At 59.4% G+C, this 14,611-nt stretch carries 12 protein-coding genes; 7 read left to right on the forward strand and 5 right to left on the reverse strand.

Going from position 1 to position 14,611, the window contains the following annotated elements:
• Positions 1 to 12 precede the first annotated feature (12 nt).
• The 4 genes from ACM6IR_RS02235 to ACM6IR_RS02250 form a co-directional block, all read right to left on the reverse strand.
• Positions 13 to 408 (reverse strand): DUF1090 domain-containing protein, encoded by a 396-nt coding sequence (locus tag ACM6IR_RS02235; protein WP_414906184.1) that lies wholly within the window; start codon positions 406 to 408, stop codon positions 13 to 15.
• A 99-nt stretch (positions 409 to 507) separates the two neighbouring features.
• Positions 508 to 2,181 carry an NAD-dependent DNA ligase LigB gene (gene ligB, locus ACM6IR_RS02240; protein WP_414906185.1) on the reverse strand — a complete coding sequence of 558 codons (1,674 nt, stop codon included), beginning with the start codon at positions 2,179 to 2,181 and terminating at the stop codon, positions 508 to 510.
• Positions 2,182 to 2,433: 252 nt separating this feature from the next.
• Positions 2,434 to 3,624 carry a methionine adenosyltransferase gene (metK, locus tag ACM6IR_RS02245; protein ID WP_414906186.1) on the reverse strand — a complete coding sequence of 397 codons (1,191 nt, stop codon included), beginning with the start codon at positions 3,622 to 3,624 and terminating at the stop codon, positions 2,434 to 2,436.
• Between the two features lie 18 nt (positions 3,625 to 3,642).
• Positions 3,643 to 4,638 (reverse strand): ArsR/SmtB family transcription factor, encoded by a 996-nt coding sequence (locus ACM6IR_RS02250; protein WP_414906187.1) that lies wholly within the window; start codon positions 4,636 to 4,638, stop codon positions 3,643 to 3,645.
• A 260-nt stretch (positions 4,639 to 4,898) separates the two neighbouring features.
• Here ACM6IR_RS02250 and tkt point away from each other — a divergent pair, with 260 nt between their 5' ends.
• From tkt to fba, 6 genes are all read left to right on the forward strand, one after another.
• Positions 4,899 to 6,896, forward strand: a complete 1,998-nt coding sequence (tkt, locus tag ACM6IR_RS02255) for a transketolase (RefSeq protein WP_414906188.1) — start codon at positions 4,899 to 4,901, stop codon at positions 6,894 to 6,896.
• Between the two features lie 152 nt (positions 6,897 to 7,048).
• Positions 7,049 to 8,113, forward strand: coding sequence for an erythrose-4-phosphate dehydrogenase (gene epd / locus ACM6IR_RS02260; RefSeq protein WP_414906189.1), 1,065 nt, complete (start codon positions 7,049 to 7,051; stop codon positions 8,111 to 8,113).
• A 17-nt stretch (positions 8,114 to 8,130) separates the two neighbouring features.
• Positions 8,131 to 9,294: a phosphoglycerate kinase gene (locus ACM6IR_RS02265; RefSeq protein ID WP_414906190.1), complete on the forward strand. Its 1,164-nt coding sequence runs from the start codon at positions 8,131 to 8,133 to the stop codon at positions 9,292 to 9,294.
• A gap of 34 nt (positions 9,295 to 9,328) precedes the next feature.
• Positions 9,329 to 9,550, forward strand: a complete 222-nt coding sequence (locus ACM6IR_RS02270) for a hypothetical protein (RefSeq protein ID WP_414906191.1) — start codon at positions 9,329 to 9,331, stop codon at positions 9,548 to 9,550.
• Positions 9,551 to 9,606: 56 nt separating this feature from the next.
• Positions 9,607 to 9,939, forward strand: coding sequence for an MliC family protein (locus tag ACM6IR_RS02275; RefSeq protein ID WP_414906192.1), 333 nt, complete (start codon positions 9,607 to 9,609; stop codon positions 9,937 to 9,939).
• Between the two features lie 232 nt (positions 9,940 to 10,171).
• A complete protein-coding gene (gene fba, locus ACM6IR_RS02280; protein ID WP_008151974.1) occupies positions 10,172 to 11,236 on the forward strand; it encodes a class II fructose-bisphosphate aldolase in 1,065 nt (354 codons plus the stop codon).
• Positions 11,237 to 11,489: 253 nt separating this feature from the next.
• Here the strand turns inward: fba and ACM6IR_RS02285 are convergent, their stop codons facing one another.
• Complete coding sequence (locus tag ACM6IR_RS02285) at positions 11,490 to 12,158, reverse strand: polysaccharide lyase family 7 protein (RefSeq protein WP_414906193.1); 669 nt, start codon at positions 12,156 to 12,158, stop codon at positions 11,490 to 11,492.
• 320 nt (positions 12,159 to 12,478) lie between these two features.
• Between ACM6IR_RS02285 and ACM6IR_RS02290 the strand changes: the two genes are divergently transcribed.
• On the forward strand, positions 12,479 to 14,602 hold the full coding sequence (locus tag ACM6IR_RS02290) for a putative bifunctional diguanylate cyclase/phosphodiesterase (RefSeq protein ID WP_414906194.1): 2,124 nt from the start codon (positions 12,479 to 12,481) through the stop codon (positions 14,600 to 14,602).
• Positions 14,603 to 14,611 lie beyond the last annotated feature (9 nt).

Raw genomic sequence — 14,611 nt, forward strand, 5'->3', positions numbered from 1 at the left:
TGGCGAGGGGGCTTATTTATCCAGCTCGTCCAGTGCGTCCTGCAATGCCTTGCGGGACTCAGCGAGTTTGTCTTTGCGGCTGTTGATCTTGTCGGGGTCGCCTTTTTTCATGGCCTTGTCGAGATCCGCCTGACGCTTGCTGACGTCGTGCTTGGCATCAAGCACATTGTTTTCCCGTTCTTTCTTCAGGGAGGCGTCGGTGCAGTGGGCGGTCACTTCACTCAGGGCCGTTTCCAGGCCTGCCTGCTGATCGGCGTTGCCGCGGGATTTGGCCAGTTCGATCTGATTGATGATGCCCTGCTTCTTGGCGGCACACCCGGTCAGCCCCGGAGCCTCTTCGCCGGCCATCAGCGGTGCGGCTATCACACTGCAAAGAGCCAGCAGGGCGAGCGGTGAAAGAAATTTCATAAAAGCTCCATGTGAAAAGGCAATCAGGTCAATGTGGCGATGAGCTGTTTGAGCCCATCGCTACCATTGGGTTCCCGGGTACGCGGGCATCATCGATCGCTAAAAACCGTCGACACCCGCCACACGTAATATTTCACTTAAGGCCAGGACCTGTGGGTCGCGGAAAAATGCGCTCAATTGCGCCGCGCGTCCCGGACCGATGCCGGCCTCAGCCTGCCATTGTTCGGTGTTTCGTTGCGCCAGCGCCTGCCAGGAATCGGCAAGCTGTGCCTGGCCAGTCGGTGGCAAACCCAAGGCTTTGAGCCAGCGAATGAATGGGCGTTGTCGGGCACTGCTGAAGCTGTGCAAAAGACGAGCGGTGCTGCGTTCGCCGAAGCCGTCAATGTTAGCAAGCTCTTGGGCATCGAGGGTCAACCAATCCAGCAGGCCATTCAGGTGGCCTGTTGCGAAAAGTTTCTCCCACGTACCAGGACCGACATGAGGCAAAGCCAGCCCCTGTTTGCCGCTGAGCCAGGTCAATCGCGCAAGAAATTGGCTCTCGCACCCTGGTGTCGGCTGCCAACAGCTTAAATGATGAAAGTCGGCGGCCACCGGTACGTTCAATAGAGGGCGCTCGGTGGCGCGTAGAACGACCCCGTCAAGCGTTGGAATAGTCAGTCCCGCCAGGCTGATAGACACCTGATCACCGGGGCGGATATCCAAGGCTTCCCATCGTTGCAGGGAGCTGACGCTGACGCGCTTGACCTGGCGGTCATCGAGCGTCACAGGGTTCAGGTCCAGCACCGGTGTGATCCGTCCGGTACGACCGATCTTGAAGTCAACGTCGCGCACCTCGGCCAGCGCCTGGGCAAAGGGGTATTTCCAGGCGCTGGCCCAGTAAGGTGTTTTCGCCTGCCAGCGTTCGGCCAAGGGGCGCTGGCTCTGGCGCAGGACCACGCCGTCACTGGCAAAGGGCAGGGGCGAGCGATACCAGTGATCGCGCCAGCGTTCAGCCTCGGCAAATGCCTTGATCGGCTGACTGTAGGCAACGGTACTCGGGAAGCCCAGTTCATCCAGCGTCACCAGGCGGGAGGGCAAATGGGCCGGGCCTTGTGGCCAATCCCAGATAAACAACCCGATACCGGCGGCTTGCTCAGCATCGAGTTGCTTGCGGGTCATCAGGCCGGCCACCGTGGAGCGGGCGTTGAGACTGCCGGATTCGGCTTGTACGTGGTCGGTCAGACGCCAATAGAGTTCGCCTTGCACCACCAGGTCCAGCGGTTGTGCCAGTTGCCGGGGGACGGCGGGGATGAGCAGCGCCGAGGTCGTCCAGTCTTGTCCATTCACTCCGTCACCGCGACTGATGGCTTGGTGCAGCACGCCACGGCGATAGACCAGCGTCACGGCCACGCCGTCGACCTTGGGTTGTACCCAGATGTCCTTGCGGCCACGCAGCCAGTGTTCGACCGCTCGACCGTCGCGCAGTTTTTCCAGGCCGGTGTGAGCGATGGGGTGGGCAATGTTGCCGCCAGCCGTGCGCAATGGTTCAGGCGCCAGACCCAAGTCAAAACACTCACGCCATTCGATCAGTCGTGCACGGGACTGATCGTAGAGTTCGTCGGCGACCAATGAGCGGCCGCGGTGGTGATAGTTGTCGTCCCAGAGATCGATTTGTTTTTGAAGTGCCGTGATTTCGTCCAGCACCCGGGCGGATGGCCAGTCGGGGCAGTTTGTGGCGTTTGAGGTCAGGCAGACCAGTGCGAGGAAGGCAGAGGAAAACAAGCGCAAAAGCATTGGGAGCGTCCTTGCTCGAGTGAGGTGTTTGAAGGCTAGTCAGTATTTTCGGGCGGGGAGGGTGGGTGTTTTGCGTTGTGTTTCCGGGTGACTGGGCCGGCCTCTTCGCGAGCAGGCTCGCTCACAAGGAATACGCGTTCTCCCTGTGGGAGCGAGCTTGCTCACGAAGGCGGCGACACGGTGTAAAGCGAAAGGCAATAAAAAGCCCCGCACGGAGAACCGTGCAGGGCTTTTGGTACCGCCGGGGAAGTGTTACAGGCCGGCAGCCGAACGCAGGTGGTCGGCGCGGTCGGTTTTTTCCCAGGTGAACGTGGTGAACGTGTCGTCGCCCACAGTCTTGGTGGCCGGGGTGCGACCGAAGTGGCCGTACGCAGCGGTTTCCTGGTACATCGGGTGCAGCAGGTCGAGCATGGTGGTGATCGCGTATGGACGCAGGTCGAACACTTCGCGAACCAGTTTGACGATTTTGTCGTCGCTGATTTTGCCGGTGCCGAATGTGTTCAACGAGATCGAAGTCGGTTGAGCGACACCGATTGCGTAGGACACCTGAATCTCGCAGCGCTCGGCCAGGCCGGCAGCGACGATGTTCTTGGCCACGTAACGACCGGCGTAGGCTGCCGAGCGGTCAACCTTCGATGGATCTTTACCGGAGAATGCGCCACCGCCGTGACGGGCCATGCCGCCGTAGCTGTCGACGATGATCTTGCGGCCGGTCAGACCGCAGTCGCCTACCGGGCCGCCGATGATGAACTGGCCGGTCGGGTTGATGTGGAACTGGGTGTCTTTGGTCAGCAGTTCGGCAGGCAGTACGTGCTTGACGATCAGCTCCATCACGCCTTCGCGCAGGTCTTTGTAGGACACTTCAGGGTTGTGCTGGGTCGACAGAACAACGGCGTCGATACCGACAACCTTGCCGCCTTCGTAACGGCAAGTCACTTGCGACTTGGCGTCCGGGCGCAGCCAAGGCAGCAGGCCGGATTTACGGGCTTCGGCCTGACGCTGAACCAGCTGGTGCGAGAAGGTGATCGGTGCTGGCATCAGCACGTCGGTTTCGTTGCTGGCATAGCCGAACATCAGGCCCTGGTCGCCAGCGCCCTGATCTTCAGGCTTGGCACGGTCAACGCCCTGGTTGATGTCAGGGGACTGCTTGCCGATGATGTTCATCACGCCGCAAGTGGCACCGTCGAAGCCGACATCGGAGCTGTTGTAGCCGATGTCCAGAATGACGTTACGCACGATCTCTTCCAGATCGACCCAGGCCGACGTGGTGACTTCACCGGCGATGATTGCCACACCGGTTTTCACCAGGGTCTCGCACGCCACGCGGGCGAACTTGTCTTCAGCAATGATGGCGTCCAGCACCGCATCGGAAATCTGGTCGGCGATTTTGTCCGGATGCCCTTCGGACACGGACTCTGAGGTGAAGAGGGAGTATTCGCTCATCTCGATTTTTTCCTGAATTTACCGATGGTGAGTGTCGCCAGTTGGCCGCTGAAAGTGGCGGACCTGAATCTGGAAACCATTACGTAAGCCTACATAGAGGCTTTCCCCGGGAACGAGTCCCGCAGCGGTGGCCCAACGGGCCAAATCGTCCTGTTCAAACCCTAACCAGAGATCACCGCAGGCCTCCTTGGCCCAACTCTGGTTGTGGCTACATAACTCTGTCACGAGCAGGCTACCGCCCGGTTGCAGCAATTGGGCCATGTGCTTGAGCGCTTCGGCCGGCGCGGCGAAATGGTGCAGCACCATGTTCAGTACAACGCAGTCAGCCTTGAGGCTTACACCGTTCAATGCATCGGCCAATTGCAGGCTGACGTTAGTGAGCGTTTCACGTTCGCAGACCTGGCGCGCCAGTTCGAGCATCGCCGGGCTATTGTCCAGCGCGGTCACCTGAGTGAAGCGGTGTGCCAGTTCCGGCAAAAATGCACCGTCGCCAGGGCCGACTTCGATGGCTGTGGCACCTGCGTTGAAACTCAGCTTATCGAGCAGCGCCACCACGCTTTCGCGGTACTGCGGCAAGCCGGCGATCAAGTCTTGCTGGGCGCGGAATTTCTCCGCGACCCGTGAGAAAAAGTCCTGGCTGGCCGCCGCTCGTTGTCCATGAACCTGACCGATCCGCGACTGCACATCGGCAGGCAGGGTCAGGTTGTCCACTTCTTCCAGTAGCGCGGCGTGCAGCTTGCCACCCAGCAAGTCGGTGTGGGGCAGGGCGCGACGGTAGAAAATCGCGTTGCCTTCACGACGAGTCGCCACCAGGTCGGCCTGTGCCAATACCTTGAGGTGGTGACTCATCCCCGACTGGCCGATGCCGAAAATCTGCGCCAGTTCCAGTACGCCAAACGAATCGTTGGCCAGCGCGCGCAATACATTCAGCCGCAGAGGATCGCCACCGGCTTTGCACAGGGCCGCCAGCTCGTCGCAATCGTCATGTTGAATGGAGGGCACACGTAGATTCATAAGGCCAGCAGTCTAGTGACCGTCAGAAATCATCGCAAGGGCAATATCAAAAAGTTTTGATATTGCTCGATAGATGGCACTTCTGAAGCCTTGTTTCACTCTACAAACGAATAGCAGAAAGGTTTCATCAGGCGAAACCGTCGCTAACCATGGGAAAAACGTCTCCAGATGACTATCTGTCATTGCCCCGAGGCGGCCCGGTGAGGGAAAATGCTCGCCTTTTTTCCGTTTCGTTTTATCTAACCCCCAGGAGATCAGCGATGCCCAGCCGTCGTGAGCGTGCCAACGCCATTCGTGCCCTCAGCATGGATGCCGTGCAAAAAGCCAACAGCGGCCATCCCGGTGCCCCTATGGGTATGGCGGATATCGCCGAAGTACTTTGGCGTGACTACCTGAAGCACAACCCGAGCAATCCATCGTTTGCCGACCGCGACCGCTTCGTGCTGTCCAACGGTCACGGCTCGATGTTGATTTACTCGCTGCTGCACCTGACCGGCTACGACCTGTCGATCGATGACCTGAAACAGTTCCGCCAGCTGCACAGCCGCACCCCGGGTCACCCGGAACTGGGCTATACCCCAGGCGTTGAAACCACCACCGGTCCACTGGGCCAAGGCCTGGCGAACGCGGTAGGTTTTGCCCTGGCTGAAAAAGTCCTGGCGGCGCAGTTCAACCGTCCTGGCCATAACGTTGTCGACCATCACACCTACGTGTTCCTGGGCGATGGCTGCATGATGGAAGGCATTTCCCACGAAGTCAGCTCGCTGGCCGGTACTTTGGGTCTGGGCAAGCTGATCGCTTTCTACGATGACAACGGCATCTCCATCGATGGCGAAGTCGAAGGCTGGTTCACCGACGACACCCCAAAGCGTTTCGAAGCCTACAACTGGCAGGTGATCCGCAACGTCGACGGTCACGACCCGGAAGAAATCAAGATCGCGATCGACACCGCGCGCAAAAGCGATCAGCCAACCCTGATCTGCTGCAAGACCACCATCGGTTTCGGTTCGCCGAACAAGCAAGGTAAAGAAGACTGCCACGGCGCCCCATTGGGCGAAGCGGAAATCGCTCTGACCCGTACTGCACTGAAATGGAACTACGGTCCGTTCGAAATCCCGGCTGACATCTACGCCGAGTGGGACGCCAAGGAAGCCGGCCGCGCGGCCGAAGCCGAGTGGGATCAGCGTTTCGCCGCTTACTCTGCGCAATTCCCTGAGCTGGCCAACGAACTGGTCCGTCGTTTGAGCGGTGACCTGCCAGCCGACTTCTCGGAAAAAGCCTCGGCGTACATCGCTGAAGTCGCAGCCAAGGGCGAAACCATCGCCAGCCGTAAAGCCAGCCAGAACGCCCTGAACGCGTTCGGTCCATTGCTGCCTGAGTTCCTCGGTGGCTCGGCTGACCTGGCCGGTTCCAACCTGACCCTGTGGAAAGGCTGCAAAGGTGTTACGGCGCAAGACGCCAGCGGCAACTACATGTACTACGGCGTTCGCGAATTCGGCATGACTGCCATCATGAACGGCGTGGCGCTGCACGGCGGCCTGGTGCCTTACGGCGCGACCTTCCTGATGTTCATGGAATACGCCCGCAACGCAGTGCGCATGTCGGCCTTGATGAAGCAGCGTGTGATTCACGTCTACACCCACGACTCCATCGGTCTGGGCGAAGACGGCCCGACTCACCAGCCAATCGAGCAACTGGCCAGCTTGCGTTGCACGCCGAACCTCGACACCTGGCGCCCGGCCGATGCCGTGGAATCGGCAGTGTGCTGGAAGTGCGCGCTGGAGCGTAAAGACGGTCCGTCGGCGCTGATCTTCTCGCGTCAGAACCTGCAGCACCAAACCCGCAATGCGATCCAGATCGCCGAGATTTCCCGCGGCGGTTACGTGTTGAAAGACTGCGCAGGCGAGCCTGAGCTGATCCTGATCGCCACCGGTTCGGAAGTGGGCCTGGCGGTTCAGGCTTACGACAAGCTGACCGAACAAGGTCGCAAAGTGCGCGTTGTTTCGATGCCTTGCACCAGCGTGTTCGATGCCCAGGACGCTGACTACAAGCAATCGGTTCTGCCGTTGCAAGTCAGCGCCCGTATCGCCATCGAAGCCGCTCACGCGGACTATTGGTACAAGTACGTGGGCCTGGAAGGTCGCGTGATCGGCATGACCACCTACGGCGAGTCGGCGCCTGCGCCTGCCTTGTTCGAAGAGTTTGGCTTCACCCTGGAAAACATCCTGGGTCAGGCTGAAGAACTGCTGGAAGACTAAGTCCAACAGTTGCGTTGTCCGGGCTGACGTCTTCGCGAGCAGGCTCGCTCCCACCAGGATTTTCACCGACCCTGTGGGAGCGAGCCTGCTCGCGAAAGCGTCGGTCCGGACAACATTGCAATGACGGTTTCACCACGGTAATCGAGAACCCCATGCCTCAACCGCGTCCTTACAAAGTTGCACTCAACGGCTACGGCCGGATTGGTCGTTGCGTCTTGCGTGCGTTGTTTGAGCGAGGCTCGACGGCCGGGTTTGAAATTGTCGCGATCAACGATCTGGCGGACATGGCCAGCATCGAATACCTGACACGCTTTGACTCCACTCACGGGCGTTTTCCCGGCGAAGTGAGGGTCGACGGCGATTGTCTGCATATCAATGGCAACTGCGTGAAGGTCTTGCGCAGTGCCACCCCCGAAGGCATCGATTGGGCGTCGCTGGAAGTCGATCTGGTGCTGGAGTGCTCCGGCGCATACCACACACGTGAAGACGGCCAGCGGTTTCTCGACGCCGGCGCGCCGCGCGTGCTGTTTTCCCAGCCGATGGCCAGCGAGGCGGATGTCGACGCCACCATCGTCTATGGCGTGAACCAGGATTGCCTGACCGGTGACGAGTTGCTGGTGTCCAACGCGTCCTGTACCACCAACTGCGGCGTGCCGCTGTTGCGCCTGCTGGATCAGGCCATTGGCCTGGAGTATGTGTCGATTACCACCATTCACTCGGCAATGAACGATCAGCCAGTGATCGATGCCTATCACCACGAAGATCTGCGCCGCACCCGTTCGGCGTTCCAGTCGGTGATTCCAGTGTCCACTGGTCTGGCGCGCGGCATCGAACGACTGCTGCCGGAACTTGCCGGGCGAATTCAGGCCAAAGCCGTACGGGTGCCGACGGTTAACGTGTCTTGCCTCGATATTACAATGCAGACCGTGAGCGACACCGATGCCACCGAGGTCAACCGGATTCTGCGCGAGGCCGCCACCAGCGGTCCGCTCAAAGGCCTTCTGGCCTACACCGAGCTACCCCACGCAAGCTGTGATTTCAACCATGACCCACATTCGGCGATCGTCGATGCCAGTCAGACTCGAGTTTCCGGCCCGCGGCTGGTAAACATCCTGGCCTGGTTCGACAACGAATGGGGTTTTGCCAACCGCATGCTGGACGTTGCAGAACACTATCTGCAAACAGCTACTTCACCCCTTGTCTCTAAAGAACAGTAACTCAGGAATTGCGACCCATGACCGTGTTGAAGATGACCGACCTCGATCTGCAAGGTAAGCGCGTACTGATCCGCGAAGACCTCAACGTCCCAGTCAAGGACGGTGTTGTCACCAGCGATGCGCGAATCCTGGCCTCGCTGCCGACCATCAAGCTGGCCCTGGAAAAAGGCGCGGCCGTGATGGTCTGCTCCCACCTTGGCCGTCCGACCGAAGGCGAGTTCTCTTCGGAGAACAGCCTCAAGCCAGTCGCTGACTACCTGAGCAAGGCGCTGGGGCGCGAAGTGCCGTTGGTGGCCGATTACCTGGGCGGCGTCGACGTAAAAGCCGGCGAAATCGTGCTGTTCGAAAACGTGCGCTTCAACAAGGGCGAGAAAAAGAACGCTGACGAACTGGCCCAGCAATACGCCGCCCTGTGCGACGTGTTCGTGATGGATGCCTTCGGCACCGCTCACCGCGCCGAGGGTTCGACCCACGGCGTGGCCAAGTTTGCCAAAGTGGCGGCGGCTGGCCCGTTGCTGGCTGCCGAGCTGGATGCACTGGGCAAAGCCCTTGGCGCCCCGGCTCAACCAATGGCGGCCATCGTTGCCGGCTCCAAGGTGTCGACCAAACTCGATGTACTCAACAGCCTGAGCCAGATCTGCAACCAGCTGATCGTCGGCGGCGGCATTGCCAATACCTTCCTGGCCGCTGCCGGTCACCCGGTTGGCAAGTCCCTGTACGAGCCGGACCTGTTGGAGACCGCTCGCGCCATCGCCGCCAAGGTGAGTGTGCCTTTGCCGGTCGACGTTGTGGTCGCCAAGGAATTCGCTGAAAGCGCCACCGCAACCGTCAAGTTGATTGCTGACGTGGCGGCAGACGACATGATTTTGGACATCGGCCCACAGACCGCGGCGAATTTCGCCGAGCTGCTGAAGTCGTCCAAGACCATTCTGTGGAACGGCCCGGTGGGCGTGTTCGAATTCGATCAGTTCGGTAACGGCACCAAAGTCCTGGCTCAGGCCATCGCCGAAAGCTCGGCGTTCTCGATCGCTGGCGGCGGTGACACCCTGGCCGCTATCGATAAGTATGGCGTTGCTGATCAAATCTCCTACATTTCTACTGGCGGCGGCGCGTTCCTTGAATTCGTCGAAGGCAAGGTTCTGCCTGCCGTTGAAGTCCTGGAAAGCCGGGCCAAGGGCTGAGGCCGCCCATTTGACCAGGCAAAGGAGTGTTGAGATGGTCAAGACGTTAGCGCTGTTGATCGTCGCGGGTATGCTGGCGGCTTGCGGGAGTAACCCGAAAGCCAAGCCGGATCCGGCGCCGTCTGCGCCGCAGAACGGCTGTTACCAGGCCGACTGGCAGGCGGAAACCAACCCGGTGATCAACAAGCGTTCCGGGCCCGAAGGCCTGGATAAATACGAGACACCGACGCCGGCCAAGGAACGTGGCTGCCCTTGACGGGTCTGACTCTTTACTCAGGGCTGGTAGCGTGCGCCGCCAGTCGAGGAACACGGATGAAAGGTTTTATCGCCGTTACGGCGTTGGCATTGCTGGCAGGTTGCTCCAGTTTGAACCTGTTCAAGCCCGCTGAATCGACGGACAGTTGGACCACCTGGACCTGCGACAGCCAGGCCAAAGTGGTTTGGCGCTACAGTGACGACAGCCACAAGGAAGTCGACGTTCGCCTGGGTGGGGCCGATCAGGTCTACCGCTTGAAACTCGAGGCGGGCGCCGAAGGTTCGCTGTACAGCAACGACATGCTGGCGTTTCACGTAAAAGGTGAGGAAGGCCTGGTGTATTGGGTCGCCACCAATGATTTGATTGGCCGCGGTTGTAAAGCGCAGTAATTGAAGGCACGCGCCAAACCGTAGGAGCGAAGCTTGCTCGCGAAGAGGCCAGCACATTCAACACATGTGTTGGCAGTTAAACCGCTTTCGCGAGCAAGCTTCGCTCCTACAGGGAATCGAATACCGAATTCGCAGCCCGGGCCAACCCCCCGATCTGCAATAACTTGAATAGCCGCCGCCGCTACGGCAGGCTGGCACGATTAACGACCCTCAACCGGGAGAGACACACACAATGGCACTTATCAGCATGCGCCAGATGCTGGACCACGCAGCCGAGTTCGGCTACGGCGTTCCAGCCTTCAACGTCAACAACCTTGAACAGATGCGCGCCATCATGGAAGCGGCTGACAAGACTGACTCCCCGGTGATCGTCCAGGCTTCGGCCGGTGCTCGCAAATACGCTGGCGCGCCGTTCCTGCGTCACCTGATCCTCGCAGCAATCGAAGAGTTCCCGCACATCCCGGTGTGCATGCACCAGGACCACGGCACCAGCCCTGACGTCTGCCAGCGTTCCATCCAACTGGGCTTCAGCTCGGTGATGATGGACGGTTCCCTGGGCGAAGACGGCAAGACCCCGACCGACTACGACTACAACATTCGTGTCACCCAACAAACCGTGGCCATGGCTCACGCCTGCGGCGTATCGGTAGAAGGCGAGCTGGGCTGCCTGGGTTCGCTGGAAACCGGCATGGCCGGTGAAGAAGACGGCATCGGCGCCGAAGGCGTTCTGGATCACAGCCAAATGCTGACCGACCCGGAAGAAGCCGCTGACTTCGTCAAACGCACTCAGGTCGACGCCCTGGCCATCGCCATCGGCACCAGCCACGGCGCGTACAAGTTCACCAAGCCGCCTACCGGCGACGTGCTGGCCATCGACCGTATCAAAGAAATCCACAAACGCATCCCGAACACCCACCTGGTAATGCACGGTTCGTCTTCGGTGCCACAAGACTGGCTGGCGATCATCAACCAGTACGGTGGCGACATCAAAGAAACCTACGGCGTACCAGTTGAAGAAATCGTCGAAGGCATCAAGCACGGCGTGCGCAAGGTCAACATCGACACCGACCTGCGTCTGGCATCCACCGGTGCGATGCGTCGCCTGATGGCCACCAACCCGAGCGAATTCGACCCACGTAAATTCTTCGGCGCCACCGTGACTGCCATGCGCGACGTGTGCATTGCCCGTTACGAAGCCTTTGGTACTGCAGGCAACGCTTCGAAGATCAAGCCGATCTCGTTGGAAGGGATGTATCAGCGTTACCTCAAAGGTGAGTTGAACGCCAAGGTCAACTAAGCCTCCAGCGTTCAAGAAACACAAAAAAACCCGCAGAGATGCGGGTTTTTTTGTGGGCGAATGCCCGATTCGTTTCCCATCCCGTAACCGCAACCCGTAGCAGCTGCCGAGCCTGCGAGGCTGCGTTCGGCTGCGTAGCAGCCGTAAAGACCAGAGACAATGTTTTTCAGATATACCGAGTTCGCCGGATTACGACCGCTTCGCGGCCGAACGCAGCCTCACAGGCTCGGCAGCTGCTACGGAGCGATCCGCCTTACTTATCGTGATCAATATCCAGCGTGCTGAACGTTACTTGCCCGCCTTCGCTGGTGTACCCGGTATTGTCTTGCACATAAACCCCTGCCTTGAAGTACAGCGGCTTGTCGCGCCAGGTAGTGCTGATGTCCGTGTCCCACTGGTAGCCTGCGGCACTGATGCCCAGCGCGCCGCCAGGGCTCAGGTGAATCAGGTAGGAAAATTCCTGACCCAGTTTCACGCCAGTGGCGATGGTGATTACCCGGCCTTCGTCGTCATCGGGGTGCATTCGCACTTTGGCCACGATGTTGCCTGTCTGCGTAGTGGTCTTGTACTGATATTCGACCTTCACCAAGGGCTTCTGGCTGTTGTAGGCGTGGATCTGGCCGATGACGATCTTGCCGGAGCTGGGTACCTGATTCACCGCCAGGGTGGCATGCAGGGAGTTGTCAGCCTCCGGGTAAAGCCAGTTGTGCAGGGTGCCGTTGCTGTAGGTTTCGCGTAGTTCAGTGCGGGGATACTTTGCATTTACGGTTTTAGAGCCGGTAACCGGGGTCCAGAAAAACAAGGTGCCGGTGTCGGAGTGGAAGTATTGATCCTTGAAGCCATCTACCAGTTTTTGCGTGTCAACGGTGTACGGCGGATTACCGACAGGAACACTGAGGTTCCAGGTTGCGAGATCGATCATAGATAAAGCTTCCACAATTTTTACAGCACGATCGTGCCAGAAGCTCTAGCACGGGCATTGGAGGGCTGTCTTTATAAGCGCAGACGGCAGGTCTGTTAATGTCTGCCTGACAGATGGATGACGTCAATATCCTGTCAAAATGCCATCGTTCGCGCTTTTAGAGGCCTGTAAGCGTGACCGTTAGTCGGTAAATGGACGCATTGGTTAATGATGGCGTACTGACACCTTCTGCTTTCACGGAACCCGGTCTAGAGTGATGGCTTGGTATTTGTCCGGTTTTCAAGAGAAACTGGCCTGACGTCCCGAACAAGAGAAGCAGCATGGAATGCGCGCAGTCCCAGCCAGCTGAAGGCAACTCAATCCTTTTAATCGTCGATGATTACCCTGAAAACCTGATCAGCATGTGCGCGTTGTTGCAGCGCCAGGACTGGCAGGTCATGACCGCCGCCTCGGGTTTCGAGGCGCTCAGCCTGTTACTCGAACATGATATCGACCTGGTACTGCTGGATGTGCAGATGCCGGGCATGGACGGTTTTGAAGTGGCGCGTCTGATGCGCGGCAGTCAGCGAACCCGTCTCACGCCGATCATTTTCCTCACCGCCAACGAGCAGTCCCAGGACGCCGTAATCAAAGGTTACGCCAGCGGCGCGGTGGATTACCTGTTCAAACCGTTCGACCCGCAGATTCTCAAGCCCAAAGTCCAGGCGCTGCTTGAGCATCAGCGTAATCGCCGTGCGTTGCAGCGCCTGAGCCATGATCTGGAGGCCGCTCGCGCGTTTAATGCCTCGGTGCTGGATAACGCGGCCGAAGGCATCCTGGTGGTCGATGAGGGCGGCGTGATCCGCTTCGCCAACCCGGCGATGTCGCGGCTGCTCGATGCCACGGTGCAGAACCTGCAAGGCAGGGAGTTTCTGGATTTCCTGCAAAAACCGCATATTCCGATCTGGGCCGATTCAGCGCTATTGGCCGGTTACAAACGCGGTGAAACCCTGCGCCTGCACGATGCGTCGCTACGAACCGCACCCGGCCAGCAGGTGCCGGTTGCGCTGTCCTGCGCACCGTTACCCTCCGAGCAACAGGCCATGGTGGTGACGGTGTTGGACATGTCTGTGGTGCGCCACTTGCACCAGCAGCTGGAGTTTCAGGCGGTGACTGATCCGCTGACCGGGCTGCTCAACCGACGGGGTTTCTATCAGACGGTGGAAAACCTGCTGCTGCGCGGCGAACGCTCAGACGGTGCGTGGGTCTTGCTGTATCTCGATCTCGACGGTTTCAAGCGGGTCAACGATTCCCTCGGCCATGATGCCGGAGACCGTGTGTTGCGCTGGGTTTCCGAGCAATTGAAAGCCTGCTTGCGGCCCTTCGATATTCTGGCGCGCATGGGCGGTGACGAATTCACGGCGTTGCTGGACCTGGAATTCCCTGAGCAAGCGGCGAAGATTGCCGAGAAACTCATTGAACGCGTGTCGATCTGTCAGCAGATTGATGGTCTGGACATCGCCTTGGGTGCCAGCATCGGCATCGCCACGTACCCGGATGGCGGTGCCAATCTCGATGGCTTGCTGCGAGCGTCCGACATTGCCATGTACGAAGCCAAGCGTGCCGGCCGTCAGCAGTATCGCTTCTACGATCACGAAATGAATGGCCGGGCGCGCTCGCGATTGATGCTCGAAGACAGCGTGCGCTCGGCCATAGAGAATCGTGATTTCAATCTGGTGTATCAACCTCAGGTGGCCATCGCCGATGGGCGGATTCGCGGGTTTGAGGCGTTATTGCGCTGGCAGCATCCGAGTGTCGGCGACGTGCCGCCAGGGCTGTTTTTACCGCTGTTGGAGGAGGCGCGGTTGATCAGTCGTCTGGGCAGCTGGATTTACCACTGCGGCGCCGGGCAGCGCAAAGCCTGGGAAACCGTGTTTGCCGAAGACCTGGTGCTGGGCGTCAGTTTGAGCAGTACCCAGTTCGGCATGCCGAATCTGGTGACCGAGCTGCGCCAGGTGCTGGAGCGTCATGGCTTGCAGCCGCATCATCTGGAGGTCGAGGTCACTGAAGACGCCTTGGCGAAAAATCCCGAGGAGGCCCGCAAGCAGCTGCGTTTGCTGCGTCATCTCGGGGTGCGGGTAGCGTTGGATGACTTTGGTGTCGGGCCTTGTTCGCTGTCGCATCTGCGCGACCTTGAGCTGGATACCCTCAAGCTTGATCGGCATCTGATCGCCCGCCTGCCAGAATCATCTCGGGATGCGGCGCTGGTGCGCATGGTGATCGAACTGTGTCAGCAATACGCAATACTGGTCATTGCCGAAGGGGTGGAAACCGTTGCTCAGTATGAGTGGCTACGCGCTAATGGCTGCGGTTACGTGCAAGGTTTTCTGGTGGCGCGGCCGATGATGGCCGAGGACGTCGGCGACTTTGTGCAGCCGTTCGACTGGAGCGCGCTGGCCGGCTGAATTCGCTAC

The organism is Pseudomonas sp. IT-P253 (assembly GCF_949768125.1).
GTDB lineage: Bacteria > Pseudomonadota > Gammaproteobacteria > Pseudomonadales > Pseudomonadaceae > Aquipseudomonas.

What these genes read in the sequence shown, in the direction of transcription:
- tkt (WP_414906188.1), top strand. Translation starts at nt 4,899, where the DNA reads ATGCCCAGCCGTCGTGAGCGTGCCAACGCCATTCGTGCCCTCAGCATG.
- ligB (WP_414906185.1), bottom strand. Translation starts at nt 2,181, where the DNA reads ATGCTTTTGCGCTTGTTTTCCTCTGCCTTCCTCGCACTGGTCTGCCTG.
- ACM6IR_RS02235 (WP_414906184.1), bottom strand. Translation starts at nt 408, where the DNA reads ATGAAATTTCTTTCACCGCTCGCCCTGCTGGCTCTTTGCAGTGTGATA.
- ACM6IR_RS02265 (WP_414906190.1), top strand. Translation starts at nt 8,131, where the DNA reads ATGACCGTGTTGAAGATGACCGACCTCGATCTGCAAGGTAAGCGCGTA.
- fba (WP_008151974.1), top strand. Translation starts at nt 10,172, where the DNA reads ATGGCACTTATCAGCATGCGCCAGATGCTGGACCACGCAGCCGAGTTC.
- epd (WP_414906189.1), top strand. Translation starts at nt 7,049, where the DNA reads ATGCCTCAACCGCGTCCTTACAAAGTTGCACTCAACGGCTACGGCCGG.
- ACM6IR_RS02290 (WP_414906194.1), top strand. Translation starts at nt 12,479, where the DNA reads ATGGAATGCGCGCAGTCCCAGCCAGCTGAAGGCAACTCAATCCTTTTA.
- ACM6IR_RS02270 (WP_414906191.1), top strand. Translation starts at nt 9,329, where the DNA reads ATGGTCAAGACGTTAGCGCTGTTGATCGTCGCGGGTATGCTGGCGGCT.
- ACM6IR_RS02250 (WP_414906187.1), bottom strand. Translation starts at nt 4,638, where the DNA reads ATGAATCTACGTGTGCCCTCCATTCAACATGACGATTGCGACGAGCTG.
- metK (WP_414906186.1), bottom strand. Translation starts at nt 3,624, where the DNA reads ATGAGCGAATACTCCCTCTTCACCTCAGAGTCCGTGTCCGAAGGGCAT.
- ACM6IR_RS02285 (WP_414906193.1), bottom strand. Translation starts at nt 12,158, where the DNA reads ATGATCGATCTCGCAACCTGGAACCTCAGTGTTCCTGTCGGTAATCCG.
- ACM6IR_RS02275 (WP_414906192.1), top strand. Translation starts at nt 9,607, where the DNA reads ATGAAAGGTTTTATCGCCGTTACGGCGTTGGCATTGCTGGCAGGTTGC.